This window comes from Paenibacillus puldeungensis, assembly GCF_042678945.1.
Classification (GTDB): Bacteria; Bacillota; Bacilli; order Paenibacillales; family Paenibacillaceae; genus Fontibacillus; species Fontibacillus puldeungensis.
In genome coordinates this window covers 48,646-61,419 of sequence record NZ_JBHTLM010000012.1, presented here as the reverse complement: position 1 = coordinate 61,419, position 12,774 = coordinate 48,646, and the positions used below count along the sequence as shown (strand labels likewise).

Here is a 12,774-nt window from a genome sequence, read left to right as displayed (position 1 = left end):
AAATGTCTGATTATCGTGAAATTGCAAGGCAGGTTGTTGACGCGGTTGGGGGAAAGGACAATATTGCATCGTTCGCGCATTGCGCGACAAGGCTGCGAATTATGGTTCATGATAAAAACCGGATCAATCAGTCCACGATTGAAAGCATCGACAAGGTAAAAGGCGCTTTCTTTAATTCCGGTCAATATCAAATCATTTTTGGAACCGGTACCGTAAATCGGGTGTATGAAGAAGTAGAGAAGCTGGGATTCACCGGAACGACAAAAGATGATCTGAAGAACGAAGCGAAAAAAGAGGGGAATGCTTTCCAAAGAGCGATTCGCACGTTTGGTGACGTATTTGTCCCGATTATTCCCGTATTGGTAGCAACAGGCCTGTTCATGGGACTGCGCGGCCTCCTTACACAGCCGCAAATCCTAGCCTTGTTTGGCGCTACAGCAGAAGATATTTCACCGAACTTTTTGCTCTTTACTCAGGTATTAACAGATACTGCGTTTGCTTTCTTACCTGCGCTTGTAGCGTGGTCCGCTTTCCGAGTATTCGGCGGAAGTCCAATTCTCGGTATCGTGCTTGGCCTGATGCTGGTGAATCCAGCGCTTCCAAACGCTTATGCTGTTGCCAATGGTTCGGCTCAGGCATTGACGATGTTTGGTTTTATTCCGGTTGTCGGGTATCAAGGCTCCGTGCTCCCGGCCTTTTTCGTAGGGCTTCTCGGCGCGAAATTTGAAAGATATTTAAGAAAACGGGTTCCCGAAGCGTTGGACTTGATCGTTACACCATTTATTACGCTGTTAGTAATGATTACGTTGGGGTTATTCGTTATTGGACCGGTTTTCCACTCCTTAGAGGAGGTCGTGCTGCATGGAACGACATTTATCCTGGATTTGCCTTACGGTATCGCCGGACTTTTGATTGGTTTCTTCCAGCAAATCATTGTCGTAACCGGTGTGCATCACATTTTCAACTTCCTGGAAATTCAGCTGCTCGAAAAGCTGGGGTCCAATCCGTTTAACGCGATTATTACTTGTGCGATGGCTGCCCAAGGGGCCGCATGTTTGGCAGTTGGTTTGAAGACGAAAAATATGAAGCTCAAGGCGCTAGCCCTGCCGTCATCGCTTTCCGCTTTCCTGGGAATTACGGAGCCGGCAATCTTCGGTGTCAACCTGCGTTATATGAAGCCTTTTGTAATGGGTCTGATCGGTGGTGCTGTCGGTGGTTTCATGGCATCCTTGTTCGGGCTGGCAGCGACCGGCATGTCGGTAACCGTAATTCCGGGTACGCTGCTCTATTTAAACAGCCAGTTGCCGCTGTACATTTTATGCAACGTGGTTGCAATGGCAATCGCATTCGTACTGACCTGGTTGTTTGGCTACAAGGATGGCATGCTTGAAAAAACGGAGAAGTCCGCAAGCACTGGGGAAGGGCAAGCTACTACACCAGCGAAGGTGACTGCTCCAACTCCAGTAACTTTCACAGCAAGTCCTGCTGACCAACAAGTAGTTAGCTTTCCTTCGCCGATTTCCGGCACCATTGTGAGCCTTGATGCAGTACCGGATCCTGCATTCGCTGAGAAGCACATGGGGGACGGGTACGCAATTGATCCTTCGGAAGGTAAGGTTTATGCCCCTTTTGACGGTACGGTAGCCCACTTGATTGAAAAAAGCAAACACGCCGTTATCCTTGGGAATGAAAGCGGTGTTCAGCTGCTCATTCACATCGGCATCGATACGGTTTCGATGAAAGGCAATGGATTCACTACGCATGTTCAAACGGGTGACACGGTGAAGGCGGGACAATTGCTGATCGAATTTGATATCGACAAAATAAAACAGGCAGGTTTATCGGCAATCACCCCTGTCATTATTCCTTCGGGAGCGGATCAGGTTCCGGCAATAACAGTAAACTCGGGTAAACAAGTGCGTGCGAACCAGGAAGTTGTTCTGGCGGTTCGCTAACCCTTGCAATTACTATAATGAACGAAAAAGGCCATAGTCATATGGTCTTTTTTGTGTTTTATCTAAGCGGGTAGAACCGTGTATTTGACTATGCGTCGTAGTTCGTTGACCTGTGGCTTTTTTCTGGGGTTTTCTAAGTATAGCGTCTGATTTATGGACAATATAAAGATTTGTCTTTTAACCCACCCCTTCCTTAAGATGGATTTAGATCATAAAAATTTGAAGGAAGAAGGTGGATGGATGCGAACAGTTCAGGAATTGGAAAACATCTTAGCGGAGCCGTCCGAGAAACTGATGCAGGATTTGGCGAGCCTGGATGGAGATCTGCTATTGCTTGGCGTAGGCGGGAAAATGGGACCTACACTGGCAAAGCTGGCGGTTAACGCGATTCGAAAAGCGGGTCTCTCCAAAAAAGTGATCGGAGCTTCGCGGTTTTCGAATGGCTCCTTGAAGGAGGAGCTTGAGGCGTCGGGGGTGGAGACGATCTCCGTGGATCTCTTGGACGATCAAGAGCTGCAAAAGCTGCCGAACGTGCGCAATGTGCTGTATATGGCGGGAAACAAATTCGGCACCGCTGGCAACGAGCATTTTACTTGGGCGATGAATGCGTATCTCCCCGGACGGGTGGCGGAAAAGTTTCACGACTCGCGGATCGTCGTCTTTTCTACAGGAAACGTATATCCGCTTACGCCAGTCGGGTCGGGAGGAGCCTCGGAGGACCATTCCCCTGGGCCGATCGGAGAATACGGGCAATCCTGTCTGGGCCGTGAGAGGGTATTTGAGCATTTTGCACGAAAAAATGGAACCCCTATGGCCATCTACCGCCTCAACTACGCGATAGATCTTAGATACGGCATACTGCTCGAAATCGCCAAAGCCGTAAAAGCGGGGACACCGGTAGATCTTACAATGGGACACGCCAACTGTATATGGCAGGGAGATGCCAACGAGATTGCGCTACGGGCGCTAACCGTTTGTGCTACTCCACCGACCGTGATCAACGTAACGGGACCGGAGACGATCTCGCTGCGCTGGGTAGCCGAGGAATTCGGCAGAAGGCTGGGTGCGGAGCCAGTCCTTACTGGGGACGAGGCACCGACGGCGTTACTGAGCAATGCGGGAAGATGCCACCAACTGTTCGGCTATCCCAAGGTCAGCCTGCGGCAAATGATCGATTGGATCGCGGACTGGCTGGAAAATGGCGGTGATACCTGGAACAAGCCGACACACTTTCAGGAGCGGGAGGGGAAGTATTAATGGCGGATACAGCTGTCCGATTGTCGGATGCAAAAAAGAGGGCGCTGCATGAAGGTTTAGTGATTCCTGCGCATCCCCTTGCGTTAACTGAAGACAGAAAGCTCGATGAACGTCGGCAGCGAGCTTTGACGCGTTATTACGCAGGTAGCGGTGCAGGCGGGATTGCTGTTGCAGTGCATTCCACACAGTTTGAAATCCGCGATCCCTCCGTCGCGTTGTTTGAAACCGTGCTTCGGCTGGCAGCGGAGGAGGCGGCCGAGGTCCGGGAGCAGCGTCCTTTTTTCTTAATTGCCGGGATTTGCGGTTCGCTGGAACAAGCGCTTCAAGAAGCGAAGACGGCGGCCGCTCTAGGCTACGATGCGGGGCTTATCAGTATGGGAGGGCTGCCGGAGCTTACGGAGGAGGAGCACTTGGAAAGAGTCCGAGCGCTCTCCGAAGTGATTCCGGTGTTTGGTTTTTACCTTCAGCCCTCCGTTGGCGGAAGAACGTTCAGCTACTCTTTCTGGCGAGCGTTTGCGGAAATCCCGGGTGTGATCGGGATCAAGATGGCCCCTTTTAATCGATATCAAACGCTAGATGTAGTGCGAGCGGTGATGGAATCCGAGCGGTGTGACGACATCGCTCTTTATACGGGCAATGACGACAACATCGTCAATGATCTGTTGACTGTATTCCGATTTCCGGTGAACGGCAAGCCGGTAGAAAAGCGAATTGTCGGCGGGCTGCTCGGCCATTGGGCCGTATGGACTCGTAAAGCGGTCGAGCTGCTGGAGGAGATCAAGACAGTTCGGAGTCTGCCAGAAATTTCTGCCGAATGGTTGACTCGGAATATGGAAATTACCGATAGCAATGCCGCATTTTTTGACCCTGCCCATCATTTTCATGGGTGCATCCCGGGAATTCATGAAGTGCTGCGAAGACAAGGGCTATTGGAAGGCCGCTGGTGCCTGAATCCTGAGGAGGAGCTGTCGCCGGGCCAAATGGAGGAAATCGATAGAGTTTACCGGATGTATCCGCATTTGCACGACGATGCATTTGTTGCTGAAAATTTGTCTCGGTGGCTGGGGGAATAGTTTTGAAATAAAGACGATATAAAGACTTGTCTTTTAATCCATCCTGTTCCATCATCATAAGTAAATGGAAGTGACACCGCAGAGGAGAAAGGAACTTAGGAGGGGGCTCATATGTCTGACGTTTACCGTACATCTGCAGAGAATGGAATTCGCATTGCCCTGATTGGGCCAACGCCGATGGTTGAGATCATGAAGCGGGCGGTTAAAGGTTTTCCATCTTTCGTAACCGTAGCGGGAACCTACCAGAAGCCAGAGGAAGCGGTCCAGTTGACGGAGGAGCTCATGAAGGAAGCCGAAGTACTGCTGTTTTCGGGGCCAATCTCTTATGGGCTATGTATTGAACAGTTGTCGATCCCTAAGCCCGCTCACTTCGTGCCTTTGACCGGTTCGGGGTTATACCGCGCGTTATATAGGTTAAATCGGACATATGGTTTGGTCTCTTTATCCATTGACACCCTTACGGAGCATGTCTTTACCGGAACGTTCCGAGAACTCGGAGAGCCCATGCCTGATATGGTTTTCTGTCCGTCTACAAAGGTAGACACGGAGGAATTGGTTCGGTTTCATGAAAGCCAGTTCCGGTCCGGCCGGGCTAAGGCCGCGCTAACCGCGCTGAGTTCTGTCTCAGAGGAACTGAACCGGCGAGGAGTGCCGAACGAGTGGATTATGCCTACGGAGCAGGATGTCATTGTAGCTTTGGAAAGAGCGCTGCTGTCGACCGAAACCCGTAAAAGCAAGGAAGCACAGGTAGTAGTTGGACTTATTCAGGTGAACGGTTTTCCGAAGCTGGCCGATGTTCGTAAATCCGAGCACGAGGTGCAGCGGCTCAAGCTGGACATACATCGGATGATGCTGGAGTACGTGGAGACGCTGGAGGGGCACTTGACTGCTTTAGGCGGTGAAGAGTACCTATTCGTCACGACTAGAGGGACCTTTGAGAGACTGACCGGAGGATATAAGTATATTCCTTTGGCTAAAACGGCTCACGCCTCCTTCGGCCTGTTTCTTAGCATCGGGATTGGCTTCGGCCGAAGCGCCAACGATGCCGGCACCCATGCCCGTATTGCGCTTCGGCAAGCACAAGAAGCTGGCGGAGATAGCTGCTTTATCGTCCGGGAGGACGAAAGCGTGATCGGCCCTCTGGAGATGGGCCGTCCACTGGAGTCCGGATTGGCTCTCATCGAGGCCTCCCTGCTCAAACAAGCCGAGGAAGCCGGGCTGACCGCCGCGTATTTGAGCCGTATTGTCGGCCAGATTGCTCGGAAAGGCAAAGTCGATTACAACGTGCATGATCTCGCTTATGTACTGGGAATTACCGTGCGCAGCACACATCGGCTGCTGCTCAACTGGATCGATGCCGGGATGGTGGAAATCACCGGCGAAGAGAGAGGCAAGGGGAAGGGGAGACCGAAGCAGATTTATCGGTTCACTTTTTTGCAGGAGCTTGTCCGTTAGTGTTCATAACTAGTCTGTGTGTCAGGGCGATCCCATAAGTATAGAGTAGTACCTTCTTAATTTAAGGAGCGATAGCGCTATGAGTAAATTGAAAATTGGCCTCATTGGGGCCGGCTCGATTTCGGACCTGCATTTGAAAGCATACCGGGATAACCCGGAGGTGGAGCTCTATGCCGTTAGCGACTTGAACGAAGCTCGGGCCAAAGCAAAAGCAGAGGCTTACGGGATCGCGAATACCCGCGCATTCACGAATTACCAGGATCTTCTGGCCCTTTCAGAACTCGATGCGGTTAGCATTTGTACCCTAAACAATACGCATGCCGAAGTGAGTATCGCCGCTCTTGAGGCGGGCAAGCATGTGCTCATCGAAAAACCGCTGTGCCAAACGGTGGAGGAGGCGCTGCGCATCGAGGAAGCGGTGCGAACCAGCGGACGCGTGCTGCAGGTAGGCTTTGTCCGCCGGCATGGCAGTAACACGCAAATTCTGAAGAAGTTTATTGATGCAGGGGACTTGGGAGACATCTACTACGCTAAAGCTTCCTGCCTGCGGCGGTTTGGAAATCCCGGAGGCTGGTTCGCTGACAAGAAGCGCTCCGGCGGCGGGCCGGTTATCGATCTTGGCGTACATATTATCGACATATGCTGGTATTTGATGGGGCGTCCCAAAGTCAAATCGGTATCGGCCAATACGTACCACCGTCTTGGAAACCGCTCTAATGTGCAGCATCTTTCTTTCTATAAAACAGCCGATTATGATGCGTCGCTCAACACAGTAGAAGATCTCGCTAATGCCTTGATCCGGTTTGAGAATGGAGCTAGTCTGATGCTAGACGTTAGCTTTACGCTTCACGCCAAATCGGATGAGCTGAGCGTGAAGCTGTACGGGGAAAAAGGCGGTGCCGAGCTCGAGCCGGAGCTGCTGTTGGTGTCCGAAAAGTACGATACGATTTTAAACATGTCCCCGCAGATTGACAGCCGTTCCTTTGATGCTGGCGTTGCATTCAGCCGTGAAATCAATCATTTTGTAGACAGTATTCTTGGCCGTACAGAACCGTTAAGTCCAGTCGAGGATGGCGTGGAGATCATGAAAATATTGTGTGCGATTTATGAGTCAGGGGAGCAGGGCCGGGAAATTATCTTTTCCTAAACAAATCGGGGGAGGAAATATCATGTTAATGCCATTAACTAATAAAATTGGCGTGATCGTGGACAGCTTCGGGCTTGGGGTTCGGGAAGGGCTCAAAAAAGCGAAGGAAGTCGGAGCGGAAGGTGTGCAAATCTGGGCGGTTTCCGGAGAAATGGATCCGGCGAATCTGTCGGCGGAGGCTCGAAAAGAGCTGAAAAGCTATATTGAAAGCTTAGGTCTGGAGATATCGGCGTTGTGCGGCGACTTGGGCGGTCATGGTTTCCAGGACGCCCGGGAAAATCCAGCAAAAATCGAAAAATCCAAGCGTATTCTTGACTTGGCCTTGGACCTGGGCTGCAACGTGGTGACGACGCATATCGGCATCGTTCCGGAAGACCCAGCGGACCCGATATATGTAACGATGCAGGAGGCATGCTCGGAGCTGTGCCGTTATGCCTCCGAAATGAACGGCTATTTTGCCGTGGAGACGGGGCCGGAGCGGGCCGCCCATTTGAAGGCGTTTCTGGATACGCTTGGTGGCAAAGGGGTAGCCGTCAACTTTGATCCGGCCAATATGGTGATGGTTACAGGGGATGATCCGGCGGAAGGCGTACGCATCCTGAAGGATTATATCGTGCATACTCACGCGAAGGATGGTATTCGGCTGCAGGAAGCCGATCCGCGGATTATATATGGAATGCTAGGCTTTGAGCCGCTCGATCATGAAAAGATTGCCGAGATGGTAAGCTCCGGTGGGTACTTCCGGGAGCTCCCGTTAGGCGAAGGTGACGTTGACTTCGAAAGTTATTTTGCCGCACTGCAGGAAATCGGGTATACCGGCTATCTGACGATCGAAAGAGAGGTTGGAGATTCTCCCGAGGAGGATATCCGCAAATCGATCGCTTTTATTCAGCAATTTCGTTCGTAGAGGCTAGGGGGCGCTCATGCTGAAAATAGGAATGATCGGTCTTGATACCTCCCATTCGGTAGCCTTTACTGAACTTCTGCACAATAGCACCGGGCCCTATTATGTGCCTGGCGGACAGGTCGTGGCGGCTTTTCCCGGGGGTACGCCTGATTTTCCTTTCGGGGCAGCTAGGGTAAAGGGTTTTACGGACGAAATGTCCGGAAAGTATGGCGTACGAATATGTGAATCGATAGAGGCTGTTGCTGAAGCTTCCGATGTAATACTGCTGGAATCTGCGGATGGAAGAGTGCATTTGAAACAGTTCGAGGTTTTGGCTCCATATGGAAAGCCAGTGTTTATCGACAAGCCACTTGCCGTATCCTACCAGGATGCGATGCGTATTGCGGAGATGGCAGAACGGTATTCGATTAAGCTGATGAGCAGTTCGGCTTTGCGTTATTCGGAGGAACTGGTGGGGGCTTTGGAGGACCCAAGTTTCGCTTCCGGGCTTACCGGTGCCGAAGCCTTCGGCCCGATGGAGATGCTGGAGGGGCAGCCCGGGTACTTCTGGTACGGTATCCATACGGCGGAGATGCTTTACCGGATCTTGGGGAAGGGGTGCCGGCAGGTGTCGGCTGTTTCTTGGCCGCAGCATGATCTCATCACCGGGGAGTGGGAGGATGGGCGGATCGGAACGATCCGCGGAGCCCGCGAGGGGATGAAAGGCTTCGGCGCACTGCTCTACAGTACGCAAGGTCCGAGATTGGTTGATGTGACAAAGGATAAGAAGCCTTTTTACGCCGGTCTAGTGGAACGTATCATGGATATGTTTATGACAGGTAAGATTGATGTGCCAATCAATGAAACGCTGGAAATCGTTCGATTTCTGGAGGCTGCGAATGAAAGCGCCTCACGGGGCGGGGTGCCGGTGAAGTTATAGACTGTGTTATTTAACCGGTACATTTATGAACATCAAAAACCGCTGGAGATCGTTCCTACCAGCGGTTTTTTGAGAACTTCGTCTGCTATCGCTTGCTTACTGTTGAAGTAACTTACTTTGATCGAACTCACTAGATGTATTTTATACAGTTAAAAACCGCCTTACCCCCAACATTAGGCCTTTAATTGCAGAAAGTGCAGCTAAAAGGCGCAAAATCGCCCTGTCTAAACGAATTGCCCCATTCTAAATGTACTTTTTACAATTAAAATCCATAAATGAACAATTCTTCTTGAAATAGTTGTACTAAATACATTTAGTGGGCGTTGGTAAGGCATATTCATAGTCTTGTGGTGAATGAAGGTGGCCACCATAAAAAAACGTCCGGATATTTTTCCGGACGGTTTTCTTTCACGGGTGCAGACTACGACTACTTTACCTATTTCCACTGCGCTTCTGTATATCCGCTTTCCTTAAGCGCGTCATTAACTTCCTTAATGATTTGCGCGCCGCCCTTGTCGGACCATTCCTTGACCATCTGATCCCAATCGGATACCGGCTTTTCACCGAAAATCATTTTGGTTTGCTCGGTGTACAAATACTTGTTCAGCTCGGTGTCCTTAACAGCCCGCGTCTCGGAGAAGACGGAGTTGATCGGATTGATTAAGTGTTTCGTTTCAGCGTGCATTTTTTCGAGGCTTGCAGCCAGGTCTTTTAAGAGGGGTACTGAATATTCCTTGGAATATCCGTTCGCTGCATCGTTCGGCGCCCACATCCGATTGTCAGGCAAGTAGTTAAATGGTGCTAGACCTTTTTCCTCAAGCTCGCGGATCACACTACCGTTCTCAATCCGATACCCTTGGCCTTCTTTCCCGTTAAGCCAGTCGAAATCCGCATTGGAGGCGTTCCGCTCTTCCACCGGGAAGAACTTGCGGCCATAATCGATCATCTCAAGAATTTTCTTTACCTTTTCTGGATCGCTTGACAGCTTCGAGCTCAGCATAACAATGCCGTAATAGCCTGGGGAGGAGACGAAGCCCTGCGAGTCATCAGGCGCCTTAAAGGCTGGAATCGGTACAATGTTAGCCTTTGGATTGACATCGACAAGGCCTTGCATGAAGGTTGGGTTCATCCCCCGCGGTGTACCGATGAAAATGCCGGCTTTGCCAGAGTAGAATTCTTTATTCGTTTGGGCCCAGTTCATTAGCGCAAAGTCCTCGGTGATCGCTCCTTCTTTATACAAGTCTGCGAGCCATTGAATATGACTTTTGCGAGCTTCGGAGATCATCCCAGGGATGAGCTGGCCGTCTTTATTTTTATGGTACCAAGCGTCCAAATCCCAATATGCGCCCATGCTGTAACTAGGATTAATGTTCTGGGACATGGCGATGCCATAGGTATCGTTCTTGCCGTTGCCATCCGGATCGTTCTTCGTGAAGGCAAGAGCTACCTTTTTCAGTTCTTCGTAGTTTTGCGGAACCTGCAGGCCCAGCTTATCCAGCCAGTCTTTGCGAATGACAGGAGTGAGCTGATAAGTTTCGGTCAAGTATTTTTGAACCGCAAAAATTTTGTCGTCTACGGTTACAGCCTTGCGGACATTATCTGGAATCAGCTTCAACGTTTCATAGCTGTCGAAATATTCATTTATAGGAAGAAAGGCACCTTGTTTGGCCCACTTGTAAAAATTCGAGTCAGGACCTTCCATGACGATGATGTCGGGAATGTCACCGGAGGCGACAATAGCGCTCAGCTTCTGGTCATAGTCCGACCGGACGACATATTGGGGTTTGAAATCCACATTAAATTTCTCATTAATCATTTGAATGCCGGGTCCCCCAGTTGGCGGAACGGCATTATAACGAAAATCGATCATCGTAATGGTGGGCTTCTTCGCAGTCTCTGTCTTGGCGGAAGGGGAAGGGGTGGTTTTCGCTTCTCCATTCGGTTTATTGCTGTTGCATGCAGCCGCCGTAAATACCATAACCGTAGCAAGAATGGCCGTTAAGGACGTTTTCCATTTCAATTTCATATGACAACCCCTCTTCCTTCTTTAATATAGACTGAACCGTTTCATGTGTTCACACAAAGATGTCCAAGAATGTTATACATAGACAAGCGAATTTGAAGAGCAGGGCGTCAGCCTTTTACAGAACCGAGCATCACCCCCTTGGTGAAGTGCTTTTGCAGAAACGGATAAACAGCAAGAATCGGAAGTGTCGCAACAATGATGGCGGCCATTTGTATCGTCTCCGAAGGAGGGGCGTTTTCCAGCAAAATTTGTCCTCCGCTTAAAGATGTCTGGGCTTCACCCACCACCACGATTTGCCGCAAGATGACCTGAATCGGCCACTTCTCCGGGGTATTGAGGTACAAAATTCCGGCAAAATAATTGTTCCAATGAGCTACGGCGTAAAACAGGGCAAAAGCGGCCATGGAAGGCTTGGAAAGAGGCAGTATGATCCGGCTGAATATGTGCAAATCGTTCGCCCCGTCAATGACCGCAGCTTCGTGAAGCTCACTAGGAATACTCATGAAAAACTGGCGCATGACAATCAAGTTAAACGGGCTGATCGCCGTAGGGAGAATGAGGGACCAGAGCGAATCGATAAGTCCGGTCTCTTTTACAATAAGATAAGTAGGAATCATACCGGCCGAGAATAGCAGGGTAAAGAGGACGAGCATCATGACAAACCGCTGCCCGATCACCGGCCTGGACAGGGTATAGGCCATGGTGGCTGTAAATATCAAATTGACGCAGGTACCTATAATAGTCAGAAAAATAGTGACCAGCACCGAGCGGACGAAGGAGCCGGAAGCGAAAATGTACTCATAAGCGCTCAGTACCCATTCCCGAGGGAACCAGATGATATCCTTCTCTAGAAATTCCTTGTACGAGGCGAAGGATGTCGCCACCACGTACCAAAAGGGGAGGAACATGATCAAGGCTATCAGCCCCAGAAGGACGACATTAACGGCGTCGATGATGCGCTCGCTCCATGGACGTATTTTCATATCCTGGGTTTCTCCTTTCCATGAAAAATAATCAATAGACGCCTTCTTCGCCGAACCGTTTGGCAAGGAAGTTCGCGAATACGACGAGCACAAGCCCAACCGTCCCTTTAAAGAGGCCGACGGCGGTAGCGAAGCTGTAGTCCGATTGCTGAATGCCTTTATGGAAAACGTAAGTATCCAGCACGTTCCCTGTATCCATATTGAACGGGTTCAGCATGAGAAAGATTTGCTCAAAGCCGCTGTCCAGCACACTGCCCAGACGTAGGATCAGCAAAATGACGATGGTGCTCCGAATCGCCGGAAGCGTAATATGCCAAATTTGCCGAAACCGGTTGGCTCCGTCCATAACGGCTGCTTCGTAGAGCTGCGGATTCACCCCGGCCAATGCGGCTAGGAAAATAATCGTGCCCCAGCCGGCCTCCTTCCAGATGACCTGCAAGACGACAATCGGCTTGAAATAATCCGGGTTGGTCAGATAAGGGACGGAGTCCCAGCCAAACCACTGCTGCGTTAAATTGTTGATCAGACCGTCACCTTTTAAAAAAACGACGCAGATCCCGATAACAACGACCCAGGAAAGAAAGTGGGGCAAATAGACGACCGATTGGATAATTCTTTTGTAAACCTGGCTGCGCAGCTCGTTTAGCATAAGTGCCAGTAAAATCGGCACAGGAAAAGCAAAGGCAATTTGCAGAAAAGAGATCGTCAACGTGTTCCAAAGCACCCTTAAGATTTCGGGATCTTCAAAGATCCGCCGGAAATGCATCAAACCGACCCAAGGGCTCCCCCGAATTCCTTGAAACGGGCTGAAATCAATAAAGGCCATATAGAGTCCCGCCATAGGCGCATACCGGTAAATGAGAAAGTAAAGCAAACCGGGGAGCCCAATCAAGATCAGATAGCGGTCTTTCCATATTCTCCGAAACAGCTTGTTTGGCTGCGGTCTCCGGTTCAGGGATTGAACCGGTTGAAGCACGGGCTGTTTATTCATTCATGGGCTTCCTCCTTTGGATCGTCTTTGACGCTTAGGGCTATTTCCATTATGGTGGGCG

The 12,774-nt window shown here is 50.4% G+C and carries 10 protein-coding genes; 7 read left to right on the top strand and 3 right to left on the bottom strand.

Annotation, left to right across the window (positions count from 1 at the left end; translation table 11 throughout):
* Nucleotides 1-2: 2 nt before the first annotated feature.
* From ACFQ3W_RS16355 to ACFQ3W_RS16325, 7 genes are all read left to right on the top strand, one after another.
* Nucleotides 3-1,955: a sucrose-specific PTS transporter subunit IIBC gene (locus ACFQ3W_RS16355; RefSeq protein ID WP_379320313.1), complete on the top strand. Its 1,953-nt coding sequence runs from the start codon at nt 3-5 to the stop codon at nt 1,953-1,955.
* Between the two features lie 240 nt (nt 1,956-2,195).
* Nucleotides 2,196-3,212, top strand: coding sequence for an NAD-dependent epimerase/dehydratase family protein (locus tag ACFQ3W_RS16350; protein WP_379320312.1), 1,017 nt, complete (start codon nt 2,196-2,198; stop codon nt 3,210-3,212).
* The gene (locus ACFQ3W_RS16345) at nt 3,212-4,285 is read left to right on the top strand and encodes a dihydrodipicolinate synthase family protein (RefSeq protein ID WP_379320311.1); all 1,074 of its coding nucleotides are present in this window, start codon (nt 3,212-3,214) and stop codon (nt 4,283-4,285) included. Before ACFQ3W_RS16350 ends, ACFQ3W_RS16345 begins: the two co-directional genes overlap by 1 nt.
* Nucleotides 4,286-4,396: 111 nt before the next feature.
* On the top strand, nt 4,397-5,740 hold the full coding sequence (locus ACFQ3W_RS16340; RefSeq protein WP_379320310.1) for a hypothetical protein: 1,344 nt from the start codon (nt 4,397-4,399) through the stop codon (nt 5,738-5,740).
* A 79-nt stretch (nt 5,741-5,819) separates the two neighbouring features.
* Nucleotides 5,820-6,887, top strand: coding sequence for a Gfo/Idh/MocA family protein (locus tag ACFQ3W_RS16335; protein ID WP_379320309.1), 1,068 nt, complete (start codon nt 5,820-5,822; stop codon nt 6,885-6,887).
* Between the two features lie 28 nt (nt 6,888-6,915).
* Nucleotides 6,916-7,794, top strand: a complete 879-nt coding sequence (locus tag ACFQ3W_RS16330; RefSeq protein WP_379320399.1) for a sugar phosphate isomerase/epimerase family protein — start codon at nt 6,916-6,918, stop codon at nt 7,792-7,794.
* A gap of 16 nt (nt 7,795-7,810) precedes the next feature.
* A complete protein-coding gene (locus ACFQ3W_RS16325; RefSeq protein ID WP_379320308.1) occupies nt 7,811-8,713 on the top strand; it encodes a Gfo/Idh/MocA family protein in 903 nt (300 codons plus the stop codon).
* 436 nt (nt 8,714-9,149) lie between these two features.
* Here the strand turns inward: ACFQ3W_RS16325 and ACFQ3W_RS16320 are convergent, their stop codons facing one another.
* From ACFQ3W_RS16320 to ACFQ3W_RS16310, 3 genes are all read right to left on the bottom strand, one after another.
* Entirely contained in the window at nt 9,150-10,739 is a 1,590-nt protein-coding gene (locus ACFQ3W_RS16320; protein ID WP_379320307.1) for an extracellular solute-binding protein, read from the bottom strand.
* A gap of 107 nt (nt 10,740-10,846) precedes the next feature.
* On the bottom strand, nt 10,847-11,722 hold the full coding sequence (locus ACFQ3W_RS16315) for a carbohydrate ABC transporter permease (protein WP_379320306.1): 876 nt from the start codon (nt 11,720-11,722) through the stop codon (nt 10,847-10,849).
* A 31-nt stretch (nt 11,723-11,753) separates the two neighbouring features.
* Nucleotides 11,754-12,713 (bottom strand): ABC transporter permease, encoded by a 960-nt coding sequence (locus ACFQ3W_RS16310; protein WP_379320305.1) that lies wholly within the window; start codon nt 12,711-12,713, stop codon nt 11,754-11,756.
* Nucleotides 12,714-12,774: the final 61 nt, after the last annotated feature.